At 32.6% G+C, this 22,430-nt stretch carries 19 protein-coding genes; 18 read left to right on the top strand and 1 reads right to left on the bottom strand.

What is annotated here, in order from left to right:
• Positions 1-10: 10 nt before the first annotated feature.
• From N4A68_10640 to N4A68_10580, 13 genes are all read left to right on the top strand, one after another.
• Entirely contained in the window at positions 11-847 is an 837-nt protein-coding gene (locus tag N4A68_10640) for a GGDEF domain-containing protein (protein MCT4564750.1), read from the top strand.
• Positions 837-2,447, top strand: a complete 1,611-nt coding sequence (locus N4A68_10635; protein ID MCT4564749.1) for a polysaccharide deacetylase family protein — start codon at positions 837-839, stop codon at positions 2,445-2,447. Before N4A68_10640 ends, N4A68_10635 begins: the two co-directional genes overlap by 11 nt.
• Before the next feature lie 4 nt (positions 2,448-2,451).
• Entirely contained in the window at positions 2,452-3,714 is a 1,263-nt protein-coding gene (locus N4A68_10630) for a glycosyltransferase family 2 protein (protein ID MCT4564748.1), read from the top strand.
• 14 nt (positions 3,715-3,728) lie between these two features.
• Positions 3,729-6,119, top strand: a complete 2,391-nt coding sequence (locus N4A68_10625) for a cellulose biosynthesis cyclic di-GMP-binding regulatory protein BcsB (GenBank protein MCT4564747.1) — start codon at positions 3,729-3,731, stop codon at positions 6,117-6,119.
• Positions 6,120-6,263: 144 nt separating this feature from the next.
• Entirely contained in the window at positions 6,264-7,145 is an 882-nt protein-coding gene (gene citG / locus N4A68_10620) for a triphosphoribosyl-dephospho-CoA synthase CitG (protein MCT4564746.1), read from the top strand.
• Between the two features lie 343 nt (positions 7,146-7,488).
• On the top strand, positions 7,489-8,538 hold the full coding sequence (citC, locus tag N4A68_10615; protein MCT4564745.1) for a [citrate (pro-3S)-lyase] ligase: 1,050 nt from the start codon (positions 7,489-7,491) through the stop codon (positions 8,536-8,538).
• Positions 8,539-8,644: 106 nt separating this feature from the next.
• Complete coding sequence (gene citD, locus N4A68_10610) at positions 8,645-8,941, top strand: citrate lyase acyl carrier protein (GenBank protein MCT4564744.1); 297 nt, start codon at positions 8,645-8,647, stop codon at positions 8,939-8,941.
• Positions 8,942-9,832, top strand: coding sequence for a citrate (pro-3S)-lyase subunit beta (citE, locus tag N4A68_10605; protein ID MCT4564743.1), 891 nt, complete (start codon positions 8,942-8,944; stop codon positions 9,830-9,832).
• A gap of 1 nt (position 9,833) precedes the next feature.
• Positions 9,834-11,378 carry a citrate lyase subunit alpha gene (gene citF / locus N4A68_10600; protein ID MCT4564742.1) on the top strand — a complete coding sequence of 515 codons (1,545 nt, stop codon included), beginning with the start codon at positions 9,834-9,836 and terminating at the stop codon, positions 11,376-11,378.
• Between the two features lie 8 nt (positions 11,379-11,386).
• Complete coding sequence (gene citX / locus N4A68_10595) at positions 11,387-11,914, top strand: citrate lyase holo-[acyl-carrier protein] synthase (GenBank protein ID MCT4564741.1); 528 nt, start codon at positions 11,387-11,389, stop codon at positions 11,912-11,914.
• Positions 11,915-11,927: 13 nt separating this feature from the next.
• Positions 11,928-12,962 carry a tripartite tricarboxylate transporter substrate-binding protein gene (locus N4A68_10590; protein ID MCT4564740.1) on the top strand — a complete coding sequence of 345 codons (1,035 nt, stop codon included), beginning with the start codon at positions 11,928-11,930 and terminating at the stop codon, positions 12,960-12,962.
• A 93-nt stretch (positions 12,963-13,055) separates the two neighbouring features.
• Entirely contained in the window at positions 13,056-13,523 is a 468-nt protein-coding gene (locus N4A68_10585; GenBank protein MCT4564739.1) for a tripartite tricarboxylate transporter TctB family protein, read from the top strand.
• Positions 13,524-13,538: 15 nt separating this feature from the next.
• Positions 13,539-15,047: a tripartite tricarboxylate transporter permease gene (locus tag N4A68_10580; protein ID MCT4564738.1), complete on the top strand. Its 1,509-nt coding sequence runs from the start codon at positions 13,539-13,541 to the stop codon at positions 15,045-15,047.
• A gap of 137 nt (positions 15,048-15,184) precedes the next feature.
• On the opposite strand, the gene N4A68_10575 is transcribed toward N4A68_10580, so the two are convergent.
• Positions 15,185-16,351, bottom strand: coding sequence for an IS701 family transposase (locus N4A68_10575; GenBank protein MCT4564737.1), 1,167 nt, complete (start codon positions 16,349-16,351; stop codon positions 15,185-15,187).
• A gap of 487 nt (positions 16,352-16,838) precedes the next feature.
• On the opposite strand from N4A68_10575, the gene N4A68_10570 reads away from it, so the two are divergent.
• The 5 genes from N4A68_10570 to N4A68_10550 all read left to right on the top strand — a co-directional run bounded on the left by N4A68_10570 (position 16,839) and on the right by N4A68_10550 (position 22,302).
• Positions 16,839-19,277 (top strand): ATP-binding protein, encoded by a 2,439-nt coding sequence (locus N4A68_10570; GenBank protein MCT4564736.1) that lies wholly within the window; start codon positions 16,839-16,841, stop codon positions 19,275-19,277.
• Positions 19,261-20,067 carry a Na-translocating system protein MpsC family protein gene (locus N4A68_10565; GenBank protein MCT4564735.1) on the top strand — a complete coding sequence of 269 codons (807 nt, stop codon included), beginning with the start codon at positions 19,261-19,263 and terminating at the stop codon, positions 20,065-20,067. Before N4A68_10570 ends, N4A68_10565 begins: the two co-directional genes overlap by 17 nt.
• Before the next feature lie 13 nt (positions 20,068-20,080).
• Positions 20,081-20,500 (top strand): DNA-binding protein, encoded by a 420-nt coding sequence (locus N4A68_10560; GenBank protein MCT4564734.1) that lies wholly within the window; start codon positions 20,081-20,083, stop codon positions 20,498-20,500.
• Positions 20,501-20,593: 93 nt separating this feature from the next.
• The gene (locus tag N4A68_10555) at positions 20,594-21,577 is read left to right on the top strand and encodes a putative sulfate exporter family transporter (protein ID MCT4564733.1); all 984 of its coding nucleotides are present in this window, start codon (positions 20,594-20,596) and stop codon (positions 21,575-21,577) included.
• A gap of 146 nt (positions 21,578-21,723) precedes the next feature.
• Complete coding sequence (locus N4A68_10550; GenBank protein ID MCT4564732.1) at positions 21,724-22,302, top strand: TetR/AcrR family transcriptional regulator; 579 nt, start codon at positions 21,724-21,726, stop codon at positions 22,300-22,302.
• Positions 22,303-22,430 lie beyond the last annotated feature (128 nt).

The raw sequence follows: 22,430 nt of genomic DNA, 5'->3' as shown, positions 1-22,430 counted from the left end.
AGGAGCATTAATGAAAAATAGACATGTGGATGTATTTTTTCTACTTTTAATTATAGAAATATTTATTATAACGACTTTGCTCATAATAAATATAGACAAAGCTGTATTTAGTGATTATATTTTATATGTGTTAACTTTTCTAATAATAGTCATTTCTTTTTATTCTAATCTAATAACGGGTTTAATTTCTAGTGCTTTTTTAGTATTTGGATATGGAAGCTACATGTTATACCAAAGTCTATTTTATGAGACAGTAGTTTTTCAAAGTAGTTATTTTTGGATAATATTATTTCCCCTATCAGCATTTATTTCTGGAAGATTATCGGATTCAATAGACGAGATAAGAGATAAAAATTTAAAATTTGAAAAGCAATTAAAGGATTTAGTTACCATAGATGAAGCAACTGGATTTAGTAATTCAAAGGAATTCTATAAAGATTTAAATGAAGAAATGAGTAGAGCTAAAAGACATGAATTTAACTTAGTAGTAATGTTGACTGAAATTCAGTATTTAGAAGAATTGAGAAATATTTACGGAAGATATAAAATAAGTAGGGTCTTTAAAGCTATATCAGAAGCTATTGAAGATGTCACAAGAACAGAAGATAAAAAGTATAAGATAGATGAAGCGTTATTTGCCGTAATAATGCCAAATACAGATGTAGCTGGAGCGGATATAGTTAAATCAAGGCTCAAAAAGAAACTAGAAGATATTATGTTAGATGAGGATGTTAAAAAGAGATATAAATTTGATACAAAGGTTGCGATTTTACAATACAATAAGGGCATGGCTAGTTCTTTTGAATTTAAAGAGTTGGTCCAAAAGGAGCTTGAATATGATATTTAGAAGGATATTGATATCTTTTTTTATATTAATAGTTGTTTTATATCCCCTTCAATTATGTAATGCTGAAGAAAATAGCAAAAAAGTGTTATTGATTTATGACGCTAGGCAGTATTTTGGATATGTGGAAGATGTTGTAACATCCTACAGGGAATTATTAGGGCATTTTGATGCAGATGTTTTTGAACAGCATCAACGGGATTATCGAAAAGGGCAATTGAGTGGGTATGACTATGTATTCATTATGGGCATAGAAGGAGATTTTTCAAATTCAGATTTAGTGAATGACTTAATTAAGACCGAAAAAACCCTTTGCTGGATTGGTAGGGGAATAGATAAGCTTTTAAAGGACAATGAAAATATAACCTTTAAATACAAGGGAGAATCAGACAATATTGTAAATATATCCTATAAGGATAAAAGCTTTAATATAGGAAGGGTTGATGAATTAGCTATTGTAGATGGGCTTTCACAGAATACTGAGGTGTATTCTTGGCTTAATGATGGCAATAAAATGTATCCTTATATCCTCAGAGAAAATAATTTTTGGTATGTATCTAAGGCAGAGATTTATCCCACTTTATTCTATATATTTTCAGATGTTTTGTACGATATTTTTGATGAACATGATATACAAAGTAGCAAAGTATTTATAAGACTAGAGGATGTACATCCCTTTAGGGATACGGAGAAACTAAGGGCTATAGGAGAGTACCTAAATAGTAAAAACATTCCATTTATGATAGCAATGATACCTGCCTATAAGAGCCCAGATTCATCCTATATAACTACAATGTCAGAAAAACCTGAGTTTGTTGAAACTATGAAATATTTGCAGGAGCTTGGAGGGAGTATAATTCTGCACGGATATACTCATCAAGGCTTTGGAGGGGAACTAAGTGGAGAAGGCTATGAATTTTGGGATGGAATAAATGATAGTCCCCTAGATTTAGATATGGAAAAATGGATACATGAAAGAATAGGCTTAGGTGTACAGGAATCTGTGAAAAATAGTATATACCCACTGGCATTTGAAGCACCACATTATGCTATTTGTCAAAAGGGGTATGGGATTTTAAAAAATTATTTTTCAACATATTGTGGACATATTCAAACCAGTGATCAAGGTTTTACCACAACAAGCTATCCATATAACCTTTACAATACACAACTATTCAACAAGCTGGTTCCAGAGAATCTTGGGTATATTGATGTTAATAATCCTTTGGCTATAAATGAAATTGAAAATAATATGAATAGGGTCTCTGTTGTTAGGGGATTTACGGCAGGGGTATTTTATCATCCATATATTGATATTAAATATCTAAAAGAAATAGTCGAGTTTATTGAGGCTCAGGATATAGAATTTTATGATTTGAAAAAAGAAAATAATTGGGTTAAATGGGAAGAAATAAGTATAATTTCAAAGGATGGAGAAATAAAGGTTGATGGGTTGAAAGATACAGAAAATAATCCTCTGCTAGGGAAATTTCAATTGGGAACAAAAATATTGATAGGTCTTGTATTAACTATAAATATAATGTTTCTAATTATTTTCATTAACTCTAAGAGAAAAGCCAATAAAAAACTACTGGGAGACTGATAATATGGGCTTAAATGTAATAGACTATTTTTTTCTATATTCTTTGATTTCTACCTGGGTTCTTTTATTATTAAACATATTTCTAACCTTCAGTGGATATAGGTTTTATACTACTTCTATGGGAAAGAAAATAAATATACTTAAGGAACTTAAAGAGTTTCCCTCTGTATCCATATTGATACCAGCCCATAATGAAGAAAAAGTTATTGGTAAAACTGTGATGTCTATGTTATCCCTCAATTATCCAGAAGATAAATTAGAGGTTATTGTTATAAACGATAATTCCAGTGATAATACGGGAAAAATATTAGAAGAAATAAAAAAAACATATGGCAAGGGAAGATTAAAAGTCATTACTACCGACAAAATAACTGGGGGTAAAGGAAAATCTAATGCATTAAATATAGGTTATAAAAACTCTAGGGGTGAGTTTATCGCAGTTTATGATGCCGATAACACTCCGGAAAAATTGGCTTTAAGATATTTAGTATATGCTATTACTAATTCAAGGGAGTTAGGGGCAGTAATAGGAAAGTTTAGAACCAGAAATAAAAGTAAAAACCTTTTAACGAGATTTATAAATATCGAAACCCTAAGCTTTCAATGGATGGCTCAGGCAGGAAGATGGCAATTATTTAGACTTTGTACCATTCCAGGAACTAATTTTATCATTAGAAAAAGTATTGTGGAAGCCCTTGGAGGATGGGATATACATGCTATAGCAGAGGATACTGAGATTAGCTTTAGGATATATAAAATGGGTTATAGAATAGGATTTATGCCCTTGGCTGTCACCTGGGAACAGGAGCCAGAAAAGCTTAGAGTTTGGTTCAAGCAGAGAACAAGATGGGCAAAGGGAAATGTATATGTACTTGTTAAATATATAAGAAATATTTTTAGGGAAAAAACAAAAAGTGTTTTATTTGATTTATATTACTTTTTTTCCGTATACTTTTTCTTTCTATCATCGGTTATAATATCAGACATTATTTTTATATTAGGGTTATTTACTAATATAAAGATAGGCTTATCCAGCAACTATTTACTCCTTTGGATACTTGCCTATATTTTGTTTATTCTAGAAGTAAGCATAACCTTAACCATGGAGAAGGGAGAAAGTAACTACAAAAATATTTTAATAGTTGCACTTATGTATTTTACATATTGCCAGCTATGGATGGTAGTTGCTATCAAAGGAATAATATTATATTTTAAGGATGTTTTATTGAAAAAAGAAACGAAGTGGTATAAGACAGAGAGGTTCTAAATTGGGGTGAGAGAATGAAAAAATTAAAAATCTTTATTTCATGTGTAATATTTATTTGTATTTTAAATCTTAGTCTAATCTATACCCAAGCAAATGCCAATGAAAAATATGTAGTCCAGGCAGGAGTGTTTCAGAGTCAATATAATGCTAACAAGGTATATGATCTTTTAATAAAGAATGAACTTCCTGCATATAAGGAGGAAAAAGATAAAATTTGGATTTATATAGGACCATATGAAGATAAGCTTAAGGCGAACATAGTCCTCAAGAATCTTACAAAAATAGGAATTGATGGATATGTAAAGAAGATAATTATTGGAGAGAGTAATACTACTAATAATAATAGCCTAGAGCAAAATCTATACAAAGTGGCCGGTGTAACTAAAGAAATAGAAGCTAAGAACTATCATTTAAATGAGGATATTACCATAGATGGTATTTTTGGAAGTCATACATTTTTTGTTGACATCAACAAGTACTGGGAGGTTAAGGATAACTCCTATTTAGAATTGATTTTTAGTCAAAGTCAAATAAAGAACTATAGAAATTCCACTTTAACCATTGAAGTAAATAATTCTCCAATTTACAGCGTTCTTTTATATGATAAGGGTGTAAACAAAGAAAAGATAAGAGTGCCTATTCCATTAGATAAAATTCAGCAAGGATTTAATGAAGTTAAAATAAAGGTTTATCATAGAATCACAGATGAACCCTGTACTGATATCATAAACCCAGGGAATTGGATAGTATTTCATAAAGACTCCTATGTTCATATAGAATTTGCGGAAAAAAATGATAGCTTGAGTTTAAAAGAATATCCATACCCATACTTAAAAGAAACAAATAATAACCCATTAAACAATATGATAGTTATACCAGATAATTTTAGCAGCAATGAGGTAAATGCGGCCATGGTTTTAGCAGCTAATTTTGGGCAAAGATATCCCTATTCAAAGCTAGATATTAATATATCAAGGTTCAGTGAAGCTGCTAATAAGGATAAAAGTAATATAATTTATATTGGAAGCAAGGATAATACTCCAAAGGAAATATTGGACTTATTATCCCAGGAAGAAATTAATTTGAGTTCAAATAATGCATTGATTAAGGAGTTAGGTTCTCCTTATAATAGTAATTATAAGATGCTAATTATATTATCTGATGATAAAAAAAGCAGTCAACAGGCTGTAAAGGCACTATCTAATGATAATATCATAGCCCAAATGGATAAATCCTATCAGTTTATACCTAATATACTAAAGATGGATGAGGAAAGCCCAAAGGAATCTCAGTATATTTACCTAAAAGACCTAGGTTATTCAAACATTAAATTAGAAGGAATATTTTATCAAAAAGCTACCTTTGGGGTTAATATACCTAAAAGTTGGATTGTAAAAGAGGGATCACTTTTACATATTGATATGAGGTATTCTGAGGTTTTAAATTTTGAAAGATCCGTGTTAACAGTATACTTGAATGATGTGCCAATTGGAAGTAAAAAGCTGGATTATGAAACCGCAAATAATGATGGATTTGACATAGAAATACCTAAAGAAGTGAAAGAAAACGATTATTATAATATTGAAATAGTTTTTTATCTAGAATTAGATAGTCAAGATTGTAATTATAGACGTGATAGCAACTCTTGGGCATATATTTCAAATGAATCATACTTATATTTACCCCATGAAAAAAGAAATGATAGTTTTTTTGAGAACTATGAAAATCCTTTTATTACAAATAAGAGATTTAATGATCTGATGGTAGTAGTTCCTAGAAGTCCATCTTCCTACGAAATGAGCATAGTGGGAAGTATAGCTAGTGCCCTAGGTCGTAATGTTAATAGTTTGGATGATATAGAAGCTTTAATTTTTGATGGAGATACTAATCAATTTAAGGATAAGAACTTAATTATTATTGGGACTCCAATTAAAAATAGTATTATAAAATCTATGAATGATAAATTGCACATTAAGTTTGATAAGGAATTTCAAAGATTTATATCTAATGAAAGGATAACATTATTAGATGATTATAATAATGATTTAGCTTCTTTGCAGCTTCTTAAATCACCATTTGATGAAAGCAAAAAAGCACTTATAATTACTGCCACTAAAGACCAAGGGTTAAGCTGGGCTAAGGAGTTTTTGACTGACTTTCAGCTTATAAATGAATTAAGGGGAAATGCAGTAATAATAGGAAAGTCAGGTAATGTACAGTCAAACTATTATGGAATCCCAGATGATAAAAAAGAAGAAAAGCCTATCAAAGAACAGGAAGATAAAAAGAAGGATATAAAAAAAATAATATCAAATAAGCAAATAAGGAATTACATTATTTTTATTACAGCTATCCTATGTTTTATCATAGTAAGCTCTATTTTGATAATGAGGAAGAAAAAATAAATATATCTAAAATTAGTATTTGGTCATCCCCGTCCTCCCCTTTTTATACTTGAAATTAATTAGCAACATGGGTTATCATTTATAGTATATGAGAAAACAAATTAGGTATTATTGGAGCTGATATGCTTGGAAAACATGGGAGAGATGATCTTGAAGAATAAAAATTGTTTTGCAAAAGAGATAGAGTCCATGGCTGTTCGTTCTCTTCTCTATGAAGTCTCTGCTACGCCAAAACCAGGATTAGTAGACCGAAATAATAACGGGGCCCATAATGATATGAATTTTTTTACCTTCATGGATAGTAGCTCTGTGCTTGGAGAAATGTTTTATGATTGTACGTTGGCAGGTATAGAACATACGGGGTCTATCAAAAATCTATTAAAGTCCATTCGATCTTTCGGAATCAAAGGTGAAGAAAGAATGTTTTTTATTACAAAAAATGTAAACACCCATAAGGGGCTGGTTTTTTCCCTAGGAATTATATGTGCAGTTATAGGATATCTTTATAGGATGAATCCAAATCGTACTTGGTGTGCCCCAGATATATGTGAACAAGTAATATATATGACGGAGGGCTTGGTTGAAAGGGAATTAACAAGTAAAACATTTCATAAGCAGCTAACCTATGGTGAGAAATTATATGTAAAATATGGAGTTACTGGGATACGAGGAGAAGTTGCATCAGGATTTAAAACGGTTATGGATTATGGATTGCCTTTGTTAAAGAAACTAATGATATCTAAAACAGGATCACTGAATGACAGATTGGTGCAGGTGTTATTACATTTAATGGCCCATACAGAGGATTCAAATATTCTTGGACGTCATAATATTGAAATGCTAAAAGAGGTACAAAATCGAGGCAAAAGAATTATTGAGATAGGCGGTATTTTTTCTTTAGAAGGGATTGAGGCTATTAAGGGATTTGACCAATGGTGCATAAAGCATTGGGTGAGCCCTGGGGGTTCAGCTGATTTACTAGCTGTTACCATAATGATGTATTTTATAGAGACATTGAATGCATAAAAAAAGCAATAAAAAATATTGTATTCTTATAAATTTTGTTGTATAATAAACTTGAAAAAACGTTTTCTAACATGTTCTTGGGCTTGTTATGGATGCTGAGTGTAGACCATGAACAAGACAAGAGGGGTAGAAAATCATAAAGTCTTAAAATGCAATTTAATAATATGTATATTGACAAAGCGAGAGATAACAAATTTGTTAAGCTATCAAAGGTCAGTATATAAAATTCTTAGATATTCTAGGAATTTTATATGCTGGCCTTTTTTGTTGTTTATTATGTAGAACCCATTTATAGAGAGTTTAGGGTGAATCTATACATGTTTAGCCTGGAGGAAAGGTATCTATGGCATATGATGAATTTCAAATCCAAAAAATAAATATTCATGAAGAAAATACAATGGAAAAAGTGCTTAATCTTTTGGAGCAGAATGATTTGACTATAGACCCATCAATAGAAGAAATGGTAGGTATTTTTGATGAAGAAAAATTAATTGCTGTGGGTGGAGTCAAAGCTAATACCTTGAGGTGTATAGCTGTAAATAAGCTTTATCAAGGAGGAAAGGTATTAAATATGCTTATGAGTGAATTAATACGCATTCAATACCTACGTAATGTGGACGATATATTTTTATTTACAAAACCATCTGCTAAGAAGAGCTTTGAGTTTTTAGGTTTTCATGTTATAGAAGAGGTTGATAATAAGGTAGTACTAATGGAAAATCGACCTGATGGCTTAGGAAACTATTTAGATAAATTGGGAAGGTACAAAGTAGATGGGCAAAGGATAAGTGCTATTGTCATGAATGGAAACCCCTTCACATTTGGACATAGGTACTTAATTGAAAGGGCATCGAGGGAAAGTGATCATTTACATATTTTCGTTTTATCCTCTGATGAATCCAGTTTTCCCTATGGGATTCGAATGAGCCTGATAAAGGAAGGGGTAAAGGATATTAAAAATGTCACTATCCATGAAGGCGGTAATTATATTATTTCAAATGCTACCTTTCCATCATATTTTATAAAGGAAAAATCCCAGATTGCTCAATTGCATACCGCTTTAGATGCAAGGGTTTTTGGGAAATATATTGGGCCCTGCCTTGGAATAAATAGACGATATGTTGGTGAAGAACCATATTGTGATATCACAAATACATATAATGAGTCATTAAAGAAAATATTGCCCCAGCATGGAATTGAGGTAAAGGAGATTCCTCGAAAATCTATGGATGATGTATATATTAGTGCATCGCAGGTTAGATCATATATTTTAAATAGTGAAATAGAAAAAACTAGGGACATAGTTCCACCTTCAACCTATTCTTTTTTAACTTCAAAGGAAGGTGAAGCTGTAATAAAAAAAATTCAAGATGCTTCTTTAAATAGACATTAGGCATATTCAAAAAATAAATAGGTCATTTCACTTGTTATTTAAACTATTTCTTTCCATATGCCTTAATTAAGGAGTACTAAGAAATCAACCTAAAGGGGGGACAAAAATGAAAATTGTAAAGACAGGTATGGCAGGAACAATGGAATCAAGTGATATCAATGTAGTAATAGAAAAAAATGAAGAGTCTGGTATTAAAATATATCTAAGCAGCTCAGTGGAAAAGCAATTTGGGGATCAAATTAGAAAAGTTATATTAGAAACACTTAAAGAGTTAAATGTAACCGATGTGATAGTAAGGGCAGTTGATCGTGGGGCCTTAGACTGTACTATACGTGCTAGGGTACAGAGTGCAGTTATGAGGTCAGCACAGAAGGAAAATGAGATGGATTGGGGGTTATTATAGATGGAAAAGAGACTTAGGAGAACAATGATGTACGTTCCAGGTAGTAACCCTGGTATGCTTGCAGATGCCCATATCTATGGAGCAGACTCATTGATGTTTGATTTAGAGGATTCCATTTCTCTTTCAGAAAAGGATTCAGCAAGACTATTGGTTTATAATGCTGTAAAAACCATGGATTATGGGGATACGGAGATTGTTGTAAGAATTAATGGATTAGATTCGCCCTATGGTCGAAATGATATAGAAGCCATGGTCAGGGCTGGAGTAGATGTTATTCGGCTGCCTAAGACAGAGACGGCTCAGGATATATTGGATGTAGAAGAGATAATAGAAGAGGTTGAAAGAAAAATTGGACGCCCCATAGGTTCAACTAAGATGATGGGTGCAATTGAGAGTCCATTAGGTGTTATAAACGCATTGGAAATAGCTCAGGCAAGTTCAAGATTAATTGGTATAGCAATTGGAGCAGAGGACTTTGTAACAAATATGAAGACCAAAAGGAGCCCAGAGGGAATAGAGCTTTTATATGCAAGAAGTCAAATACTAGTGGCAGCTCGTGCCGCAGGAATATATGCACTAGATACTGTTTACTCCGATGTAAACAACGAAGAGGGCTTTCGTAGGGAAGTTGAGCATATAAAACAATTGGGATTTGATGGAAAGTCCATAATAAATCCAAGACAGATTGCTCCAGTCCATGGAATATATGCACCTAATAAAAAGGAAATACAGCACTCCAAAAGGGTTATAGAAGCAATAAAAGAAGCCAAGGAAAAGGGCTTAGGAGTGGTTTCCCTTAATGGAAAAATGATCGATAAACCTATTGTTGAAAGAGCTGAAAGAATATTGGAATTAGCTAAGGTATCTGGTATGGAGAAGGAGGGACAGTAAAATGAAGAATTCCATCGGACGGGAAGTTCCTAAAAGTATTATTGGATATAAAGAGGTACATAACTATTCTGCACCCTTTAAAAATGAACCAGTCGGAAGAAAAGCAGCCCCCCTGTTAAGGCAGGTAAAACCAAAGGATAGTAAAGTAATTGACGGCTTAGAAGAAGCCATAAAAAAAGCAGGTATAAAGGATGGAATGACGATTTCCTTCCACCACCATTTTAGAAATGGTGACTATATTATAAACATGGTAATTGAGATAATAGCTAAAATGGGCATCAAGGATATTACAATCGCTCCTAGTTCTCTGACCACCGTTCATGAATCACTTAAGAAGTATGTAGAAAGTGGAGTGATTACAGGAATTTATACAAGTGGGGTTAGGGGTGAATTAGCAGAAGCCATCTCTAATGGGATAATGAAAAAGCCAGTTGTTATACGTTCCCATGGTGGTAGAGCAAGGGCTATTGAAGCAGGAGATATACATATTGATATTGCATTTCTAGGTATGCCCCGATGTGATGAGTATGGTAATGCCAGTGGTAAGGGAGCAAATACAATATGTGGGTCATTGGGATATTCTAAAGTAGATGCCAAGTATGCAGATACAGTGGTTCTCATTACCGATGACTTAGTGCCTTATCCCAATTTTCCTGCAAGTATTTGTCAGACCGATGTTGATTATGTTGTAAAGGTGGATTCCATAGGAGATCCAAATGGAATAGCCTCTGGGGCAACTAGGTATACTAAAAATCCTAAGGAATTGCTAATTGCAGAGTATGCCAGCAAAGTTATAGTTAATTCAGGATATTTTAAAGATGGTTTTTCATTTCAAACGGGGTCTGGAGGATCATCATTAGCTGTTACAAGATTTTTAAAGGAAGAGATGAAGGATAAGGGAGTTAAAGGGAAATTTGCATTAGGTGGAATTACAAAGCCAATGGTTGAGCTTTATGAAGAGGGGCTTATAGAGCATTTATTTGATGTGCAAACCTTTGATTTGGCGGCTTGTGAGTCAATCATAAATAATCCAAATCATCATGAAATAGATGCATCGCTATATGCAAATCCCCATAACAAAGGAAGCTTTGTAAACAAATTAGATGTGGTAATATTAAGTGCCCTAGAAATAGATATAGACTTTAATGTTAATGTGATAACTGGCTCCGATGGAGTAATACGTGGAGCTTCTGGAGGCCATTCAGATACAGCCGCAGGTTCAAAGATGTCAATAATTGTTGCTCCCCTTATTCGAGGTAGAATTCCAACTGTAGTAAATCGTGTAAATACTGTTATCACACCGGGGGAGACAGTGGATGTTTTAGTAACTGATAGGGGAATAGCTATTAATCCAAGACGTAGGGATTTAATTGAAGCCCTTAAAGATAGAGGATTGCCTATTGTTACCATTGAAGACCTAAGGGATATGGCATTAAGGACTACTGGAGAGCCAAAGCCAATTGAATATACAGATAAGATTGTTGCTGTAGTTGAATACCGTGATGGAAGTATCATAGATGTTATCAATCAGGTAAGCAGGGGATGATATACTAGGTGACTACTAACGAGAATATTGAGTCTATTTTACTAGAGAGAGAAAATCGTGTTATATATCAAAATATGCTAATCAAGAGCTATAAAAATACATTAATAGCTTTTAAATTAAACATCCCAGGGCCGAAGAAAGATGGTCAGCTATACAGAAAGATATTTAGCAATGGATTAAAGCTGCTTAAAGCTTCATTGAAGCAGCATAATATTAACCCTATTTTTGAAAAGGTATTTTTTAAAGCTACTGGACCAATGGCATTTCTTGTAGTAGATAAAAAAGCAGAAGAAATAAAAATACTTTGTACGGAAATTGAAGAGGAGGATAACCTAGGAAGAATATATGACTTTGATGTGATTGATTCTTCGGGAAATTCTATTGGACGTGGGACGATAGGAAAAGCCCAAAGGAAATGCTTTTTGTGTGATAAATACGTTTGGGTATGCTCAAGAAGTAGAGCCCATAGTGTTGAGGAAATGCTTTTATATATCCATGATACTGCCGAGACGTATTTTAAAAATAAAGAAAATTAAGGGAGGAATTTAAGTGGTACTAAGAAAGAAAGTTTTAGCAGGGTTATTAGCGGTTAGCTTGGTAGGAGCAAGTCTTTTTGCAGGGTGTAGTGCAAAGGATGCAAATAGTGGGAATACCGCAAATACATCAGATGCCGACAAATATCCTAAAAAAGCAATGGAATTTATCGCACCGGGTGGTGCCGGTGGCGGATGGGATCTTACTATTCGTACAGTTTCTAAAGTATTACAGGATACAAAATTATCCTCAGTTCCAACACCAGTTACAAATAGACCTGGTGGAGGTGGAAGCGTAAACCTTGCTTATATGCAGGAGAAAAAAGGCAGCGATGGGCTAATCTCCGTTTATTCCTCACCACTACTATTAACAAACTTGAATGGTACTACAAAGCTTAGCTATAAGGATACTACTCCCCTAGCTAGATTGATTGCAGATTATGCTGTTTTTGTTGTTAAAAGTGATTCAGAGTACAAAACTATTAACGATGTAATGGATGCCCTTAAAAAGGATCCTAAGAGTGTAAAAATCGGTGGAGCATCTTCCGTTGGAAGTATGGATCATATTCAGTTCTTAATGATTGCAAAGGCTGCTGGTATAGAGAACTTAAAGGAAATTGATTATGTAAGTTTCCAAGAAGGTGTTAACAGTCAATTATTAGGTGGACATATAGATATATTATCTACGGGACTTAGTGAAGTTACAGGGTTGATTGAAAGTGGAGATATGAGAGCATTAGCACAAACAGCTGATCATAGAGTTGGGACTGGGGCAGTTGCAGATATTCCAACATGTAAAGAACAAGGTATAGATGGTATATTTGTCAACTGGAGAGGACTTTTTGGGGCACCTGAAATGCCAGAGTATGCAGCTAAGTACTGGGCAGAAACCCTTGACAAAATGGTTAAAACTACTGAATGGGAAGAAGCTTGTAAAAGAAATGGTTGGGACGATGCATATCAAAAATCAGATGAATTTAAAGCTTTCTTAGAAGAAGTTAATAAGGGATACGAAGAAATACTTTCTGAAATAGGTATGCTTAAGAAGTAGTGAGTCTAATTTAGGGGTGTCTTTAGGTCAAAACTCAAGGAATTGGCCTTTGAGACAGCCCCTTCTATAATAAGTAAAGCCGAGGTGAACACTGTGAATCTATCAGCTTTAGCAGGAATGCTTGCAACACTAATAGGAATTATTTATACTATTCAGGCTATGCTATTACCTGAAGCGGCAATAGGTAACCCTCTAGCACCAAAGATTTTTCCAATTGGAGTTGGAGTATTAATGATATTGTTGGGGGTTGTTTTATCCCTGAAGGAAATAAAAAAATCAGGATTTAAAGGGAAAAAAAGTAGTCAAAAGCATGATAATGAAAATATTAAGTTGATTATTTATATAAGCTTAACTTGTATTTTATATGGATTGATTTTTAATAAATTAGGTTATGTGATTTCAACAATAGTATTTTTAGAAATTATATTATTGTTGTTTAATGGAAAGGAAAATTGGAAAACAAATACAATTATATCGGTATGCTTTAGCTTATTCATATATATTGTTTTTTCAAAGTTTCTAGGTGTTACATTACCTGTTATGCCTTTTATAAATCTTTAATTAGGGGGTGATATAATGGACGCATTAGCTTATCTATTAAAGGGTTTTTCGGTGGCTTTACAGCCGATTAATTTAATGTGGGTAACTTTAGGAGGAATTTTAGGAACTATAGTAGGAATGCTTCCAGGTCTTGGGCCTGCCACGGGGGTAGCTGTTTTATTACCTATTACCTTCTCTATGGGACCAGAAGCCGCACTTATTACAATGTGTGGTGTTTATTATGGAGCGATGTTTGGAGGTTCTAGAAGTTCAATACTAATCAATACACCCGGTGATGGTGCTGCTTTAGCAGCAACCTTTGATGGCTATCCTATGGCACAGCAGGGGAGAGCGGAGTCGGCACTGGCTATGTCTGCCATAGCTTCATTTATTGGTGGTATTCTTGCTACCATCGTTATGGTATTTGTTGCACAACCTGTAGCTAGATTTGCATTGAAATTTGGGCCAGCAGAATATTTTATGCTTATGGTTTTTGCATTATCTGCTACATCTTCTATGACAAAGGGGAATTTAACAAAGGGCTTCATTTCCATGTTTATTGGTCTTATGATTTCGACTGTAGGCATAGACGCCCAATCGGGAGTATCTAGATTTACCTTTGGAATTTTGGAGCTTCAGACGGGAATAGATTTCTTGGTAGTAATTATTGCAGTATATGCCTTAGGAGAAGTATTTAAGAGCTTTAAGATGATAAAAGAAGGCAAAAAGAAAATGCAAACCAAATTCGGTAAAATATGGATTACTAAAGAAGAGTGGAAAAGGAGTAAGTGGCCAATCCTTAGAAGTGCGCCGCTAGGATTTTTTATTGGGGCTCTTCCTGGGGCAGGTGGAACTATGGCATCCCTTATGGCTTACAATAATGAGAAACAGATGTCAAGTCATCCAGAAGAGTTTGGTAAAGGTGCAATAGAAGGTTTAGCAGCTCCTGAATCCGCAAATAATGCTGCTTCCGTTGGGGCTTTAATTCCTATGCTTACCCTTGGAGTACCTGGCTCTGGTACTACAGCAGTTATGATGGGAGCTTTACTAATGTTGGGTCTTCAACCGGGACCAATGTTGTTCCAACAACATCCTAACCTTGCATGGGGATTAATTGCAAGTATGTTTATTGGAAATGTGATTCTAGCAGTTATAAATATCCCATTAGCAGGACTTCTTGTAAGGGTTTTGGCTATTCCTCCAAAAATATTATATCCGATAGTATTAGGACTGGCTTTCGTTGGAACATATGCAATTAGTAATAGCGTTATTGATTTCTATTTATTAGTTATTTTTGGTATTATGGGTTACTTTATGTCAAAGGCTAAAATTCCTACAGCTCCTCTAATACTTGCAATTATAGTTGGAAATAGTATGGAACAATCCTTTAGACAGGCTTTAACAATATCAGATGGAGATTATGGTATATTCTTTAAATCAGGTGTTTCAATTGTGTTACTTACTTTGACTGTAGTTTCAGTAGTTTATCCTTTTATAAAAGATAGAGTTAAGAGAAAAAAGAATATTGTCAATGAAAATATTTAATTGAGGAAATTGCATAACTCTGACTTGGCTAAACCTAATATGGGAATAGCATCCTTAATTTAATCACTTGAGTTGTGCAAAAATTCTAGGGCGTTAGCCCAAAGACCCTATACAGCTCATATAAATTGATATTTAATTTAGCAAACATATATCAGTGTGATTAAAGACTTAAAGGTAGCCCCTTTAAATTTCTGTATTGTATCTCCAAGCGTTAGCTTAGATTTTTCTTGACTTATTCTAGCTCGATAGAGCTCTAATAAAGTATAAGCTAAGTAGACAATTGACCAAAATCTTGTAAAGCCTTTAATTTTACGCATTTGGTAATGCTTTAATCCTAGTCTATCTTTAAGGTATAGAAATGATGTTTCTATTTTCCACCGATTAGAGTAATGCTTTAAAATGATTTTACTACTTAGTTCCGTATCAGTAGATAAAATAGCTACTATTTTAGGATTAGTTTTATTGGCTTCATAGCATATTAGAACTACAGCATTATCTATACCACTGGCTTTACCTTCGTACCTATAGACTTTATATGTTTTATCTTTTATAGTAACATCTTTAAAATCATCTTCTGAAGTATATTTTATAAAGTCAGATATCTTAACTTTTATGCCTTTGGGATATATACATCTATTGGTTCTAAATCCACTAATAGTGTGGTATCCCCAGGATAAATTTTTCTCAAAAAAGTCTTTGGATGCAAACCAGCTATCAGTTAGAATGTAAATTTTATTCTGTCTGTAAGTATTTGCCTTAGCAAAGACATCAACTAAATCATTTGCTATTTCAAGTTTAGTTTCAAAGGTCAAATTCCTTTGATTGCAATAACTTTCACTGAAATACTGTTTAAACCCTAAAGGAACAGAGTGTGATTTAGTTATAATTTGAGACGAAACTATACAGTGTCCCCATACGGATTTACCTTCGGTATGAGAAAAGTGATACCCTAGAGCTTCTATATGCTTGGTATCTTTGCTTTTAGTAATAACTGTATCATCTATTACAATAAATATAGTCTCATTAGCCTTCGGCTTAGTTAAAGATAATAAATTGTTTATCCTACAAGCATCAAGGGATTTATCATCCCAGGGCGAATTATTTAAAAACTTAGTTACACAGCTTCTGTCTTTACTGTTTAATACTTTGCTAGATAAATTAGAAATATTTCTTTTGCTATCAATACTAATTATGCCTGTCACTAAATTCTTGAGATGATTAAACTGTGGTTTAGAAAAATCCAAATTTAAGTTATTTATATAGTTTAAAACTTCACTGTTATTGGGAATACTAGTTATAGGCATAAGTTTAAATCCTCCTTGTGTAGGCTCGTCGGCTTTTTCACAAGTGTTAGGACTTATGCTGTTTTTTATGTGTAAAATTAGTTGGTAAATTTAACTATTTAAAATTTGCACAACTCAAGTTAATCACTTAAGATATAAGCATATTTGATGGTATAGGTTTGGGGATTTTAAAACTATATATAGTAGATAGTTTTTGTAGTAAGTAATTATGGAATTTGCTCAATTGAAAAATTTATATAATCTGGGCTAATATTAATAGTCTGGTTACAGGCATAGGTTTGCAAGTTTTTGTATGAAATGTTTAAGTAGGAATACAAAGACGAAACTTATGTCATTTTTTTTCAAAAAGTAGTCCATGTCTTAAAATGGTAGTTCCTTAGAAATATCAGCCAGTGATCATACTATTATAGAAAGCAAAGATTTCCTATCAACAAGAAAAAAATGTAAGAATATGTGATATAATGTCATCGAGGAGTGATATGGCAGTATGGAAGAAAAAAAGGAATTAGATGATTTAATTAAATTGATACTGGCCACTTTAATTGGAGTAATAATTATCATAGTGGCATTTTACATAAATTATAAAAATATAAGAGATCATTTAATATCAAAGGAACAACAGCAATTATTGACTATTTCAGAATCCGTATCGAGAAGCTTGGAACGTTATTTTGATTATCATAGTGAGAATCTTCAAATCATCACTAAAAACAAACTATTTAAAGAACAGTTTGAGAAATATATTTTATCCCATGGTTTAAATACAAAATTTAATAGTTTAGAGGAATATTATATTATCCAAGAAGATAATATAGATAAAATACAATTATTAGGGGTTAATGCCCAGGTTATTGATCAATATCCTAAGAATGATTTATCAATTCATCCCTATTTATTTGATGATATCCAAAGGGTTATAAAAATGAAATCGTCTGTTGTAAGTAATGTTTATTCCTTTGATGGACAATTCTTTATTCGACTATATGAGCCCGTATTTTATGATTCGAAAATTGAGGCAATACTATGTATTCAGGTCAAACTGGATAAGATTTATGATCAATTTGTTAAACCGATTAGAACGGGCAAAGGTTATGCTTCTGTAAAAGACAGATATGGAGTATTATTAATGCATCCCAAAAAAGAAGACATAGGAAGACATGTAATGAGGGCTAGAAAGGAAGAATTTCCTGATTATGATTGGTCAGAACTCGAAGCTTTAGTTCAAAAACAGATGAATGGAGAATCTGGGGTTGGGATTTATCACTCCATATGGTATCACGATAAACACAAAAAAAGAGTGAAGAAGTTTAGTGCCTATTCTCCTGCAAGGATAGGAGATCAGTTTTGGATAGTTACTGTCTCAATGGATTATGGAGAGATGACAAAATTCATTAGAAATCAAACATATGAAACAGTTATAGTTATTACTATTGTCATATTAATCTTTATTTCATGTATGTTTTATATTTATAAAATTAAGAAGGATAAAAGACAATTAGAAAAGGAAGCTAGTCTATTAAAACAGGTAAATAAATTAAATATGGAACTAGAAAAAGATATTGAACAAAGAAAATCCCTAGAGATACAATTGATTCGGAATAAAGAAAAATATGAACGCCTTTTTAATAGCGGAAGTGATTGTGTATTTGTACTAAATTTAGATGAAAATAATTTGCCTACAGAGTTTTTAGAAGTAAATAAAAAAGCTTGTAAGAGTCTTGATTATGATAAGTTAACATTTTTAAAGATGTCATATCTAGATATTTCAAAGTACTCAAATATGGAAAAGTTCAAGCATATGGTTGAGACTTTAAAGAAAAATCAATCAATGATCTTTGAAGATATTCTAATTACAAGTACAGGTAAATCTATCCCTGTAGAAGTCAATGCACATTTATTCAAACTAGAAAATCAGTTGAAGCTAATCCTAGTATCTAGGGATATTACTAATAGAAAAATTCAAGAAGAAGCTTTAAAAAGAAGCGAAGAACGCTTTAGAAAAATTATTAACCAAGTTGCAACGGAGATATCAGTTGGGTCAAAACAAAAAAATATAGATATCTATTACGATAGGAAAAAAACTAGCACCTATTACTCCGATATAGAAAATAAAAATCGTATTACTTTAGATTTAGAACGTATTAACATTGAATTAGAGAAAATGTTTCAAAAAGAAGTGGATGAAAATAATAAAAAGGAAGCATTAATGATTTTTCAGTCAAGATTGGCTGCAATGGGAGAAATGATTGGCAATATTGCTCACCAGTGGCGTCAACCATTAAGTGGATTAGGATTGATATTTTCAAATATACAGGATGCTTATCAATATGGGGAGTTAACGGAAGAATATCTAGAAGATTTGGTTCATAAATCTAATAAGCTTATTAATCGTATGTCACAAACAATTGATGATTTCAGATATTTTTTTAATCCCAAAAGTCAAGAAGAAATGTTTTCTGTAAAATCTAATATTGAATCAACTATTAATTTCCTTGAGGAATATTTACGACTTTATGAAATTGGATTAAATATACATGTTGTTGAAGATGGCATGCTTTATGGCCATGCTAATCAGTATTCACAAGTAATATTTAATATTATACAAAATGCTATTGATGCATTAATTGAAAAAAGATTAAATCATCGTAGAATTGATATAAGAATTTTTTCAAAGGGTAGTATGCAGGTTGTACAGATACAAGATAACGCTGGAGGTATAGATGAAAGCATCATTAAGGATGTTTTTGAACCATATTTCACCACAAAGAGTAAAGGAAAAGGTACGGGTCTGGGACTTCACATGTCTAAGGTTATTATGCAAAAGAATTTTCATGGGAATATCGATATTACTAATCGAAATGATGGCTTATGTGTATCAATTATAGTTCCAAGAAGTGGAGTTGATAAAGATGTCAGACAAGAATAAAAGCATTTTATATAATCTCAAGGTTTTATACGTGGAAGACGAAGAATTTGTTAGGGAACAGTTAGCTAGATTTATTAAAAGACGAGTTGGCAAGCTATGCTTAGCAGCCGATGGAGAGGAAGGGCTTGTAAAATTTAATGAATTCGACCCCGATATAGTCATTACAGATTTAAAAATGCCCAAAATAGATGGTATAGAAATGGCGAAGAAAATCCGAAACATTGATGAGGTATGTCCTATTATTATTACTACTGCTATATCCGATGCCGAATCCGTTATACATACAGTAGATGTAGGTATTGATAAGTATATAGTAAAGCCTATTGATACAAAGGAGCTAGTTCAGGCTATGGAAAAGGCGGCATTGAAGCTTTACAAGATGAGGGCTAAAGAGACAATTATAAATTCGATGTTTCTTCAAAAAGATACAAAGAAAGAACTAGAAATAAAGGTTCAAACCTTTATGGCAAAGTTTATCAAATCATCTACCGGCAAGGGACCTAAAAATGTACAGGCCTTCATTCAAGGGGATATCCTTACAGTTCAATTTTTTGAAACGAGAACTGCATATGAAAATACATTGTTGGAAAATCCTCAAAATATCAGGTTGGTTGATTATAATAGAGAACTATTATTTAAGGATAAAAGCAAAGAAATAGAATTAAATGTTAAAGAAATTTTAAATACCGATGTCAAAATAGATGAGATAGTAATCGATTCAAAATTGGATATTGACCAGATTAAATTTAAAATTTATACTTTGACTAAAGAAACAAAAGATAATTTCTAGGAGGGATATATATATGGATTTTAAAAGATTTGGCAACAAGATAGTCATGAGAATCGATAGGGGTGAAGAGGTTGTACAAACTATTACAAAGTTTTGTAAAGAACAAAGTATCACCCTTGCTTCAGTTAGTGGCTTAGGAGCTGCTGGAAAAGTTAAAGTTGGATTATTTGATGTTGAAAAAAAGGAGTATTTTTCTAAAGTATTTGAAGGTGATTTTGAGATAACTAATTTGACTGGAAATATATCTACAATGAATGGGGAAATATATACTCATCTTCATATAACCATAGCAGATCATGAACTGCATGCCTTTGGGGGACACTTAAATGAAGCCGTGATTTGTGCAACATGTGAAATAGTTATTGATATCATTGATGGAATGGTTGACAGAGAATTTAATGAAGAAGTGGGATTAAACACTTATAAGTTCTAGTGTGTGATATAAAAGAAGCTGTTTTAAAATATATTTCTATGAAATCAGTTTTGAAGTATCTCAGAATATCCAAGAAATTAGGGGAGAATATAAATGCAGAATATAAAAAACTACATACCAGGGGTAATCTTCGTTTTTGTTATTTCTTATCTATCAATCCTCTTGAATGATTCAATTAAAACGTTTATAAATCTCGAGGCCTTAACAATTGCCATTATTATTGGTATTATTTACAACAACATGATTAGGACACAAGATATTTTCAAAGCTGGTGTGAAATTTTCTTTAAAAAAGCTCTTAAAAGTAGGGATCGTTTTATTAGGATTTAAGCTAAATATTTATGCCATATTGAAGCTTGGGCCACAAATACTTACTATGGTGATTATTTATGTTCCTATTACATTGATATTGGCAATAATCTTGGGCAGGTTGCTCAAAGCAAATAATAAATTAGCAACATTAATAGGGGTAGGCTCATGTATATGTGGGGCATCGGCAGTAGTTGCATTGACACCTTGTATAAATGCCGATGATGATGATTCTGTGATTGCTGTATCTATAGTAAGCTTCTTAGGAGCAATTGGAGTGCTTATATACTCTGGGGTTGCAGCTAGCAGTCTAAATCTAACTCAGGTTCAATATGGAGCTTGGTCTGGGCTTACACTTCATGGTGTCGCCCATGCTTTAGCAGCAGCATTTGCACTGGGAGATACCTCTGGGGAGATAGGAACATTTGTCAAAATGACAAGGGTACTTATGTTGGTTCCCGTTTCATTGGTATTAGGATACTTTTTTAATAAAGAAAATATAGGTGATAAAAAAGCTAAATTTCCTATGTATGTTCTATATTTTGTTTTAGCAGGAATCATTAATTCATTGGGCATATTACCTTCATCGATTACTGAGATACTTACTAAAGTTAGCTCATTATTTATATTAATGGCAATGACTGCCATGGGACTATCCGTAGATTTTAAAAGTATAATGGACAAGGGAATTAAGGCTTTATTAGTAGGCACAATTTTGTTCGTAGTTCTTTCAACATTGAGCTTAACAGCCATTATAAATATTCTTTAAATTCTTTAAAAAGGATTTCTTGTATTTAAGATATAAGAAATTCTTTTTTTGTCATTGTTAAAAATTGGTAACTTAATTGCTAATGGATGATGGCAGTGATATAATTGATATGTTAGTTAGCACTAACAAACCTTGGGAGGGATTTAATGGATAATTTGAGTACGTCGGAAAAAATATTAGAATCAGCCATGGTGCTTTTTTCGGAAAATGATTATAAGGCTGTTACAACAAAGAAAATAGCAAAGGAAGCAGGAGTAAGTGAAATGACAGTATTCCGTCATTTTAAAAGCAAGCGAAACTTATTCGAAAGAGCCTTTGATAAATATATATTTTCACCAAAATTAAAAACACTTTTTACAAATGGTCTTGAGTGGAATTTAGAAAAGGATTTGTTAAAGATTAGTTCCGTTTATCAAGAGATATTATGCAAAAACCAGCGAATAATATTGATGCAATTAAAGAACAATGAGTTGATATTTAAACTGGATTCGCCCCTAAGAAAATTTCCTAATGAACTCAATAGGTTATTAACCGATTATTTTTCCAAGATGAAGTCAAAAGGAGTTTTAGACAAAGATCCACATGTTTTAGCAATAAATTTTTTGTCGAGTAATTTTGGAATATTTACCAGCTTTTCTATTCTGGAAAAGTACAATACAGATATAGGTATTGATTTATGTATTAGGGATTTTGTTAAGACCTTTTCCAAAGGAATAGTTTCCTAATACAAAGATTTACCCTAAACTCTCTATACTATTCCAGATTATAAAAAATGATTATAAAAGTAAAGGGTTAGAAATATTAATTAATAAAGGGACTAGTTTGGATCATTAATTTGAAGATTAAGATGTAA

This window comes from Maledivibacter sp. (assembly GCA_025210375.1).
Classification (GTDB): Bacteria; Bacillota; Clostridia; order Peptostreptococcales; family Caminicellaceae; genus JAOASB01.
The sequence above is the reverse complement of the archived record's forward strand: the minus strand, read 5'-3'. Positions and strand labels throughout refer to the sequence as shown.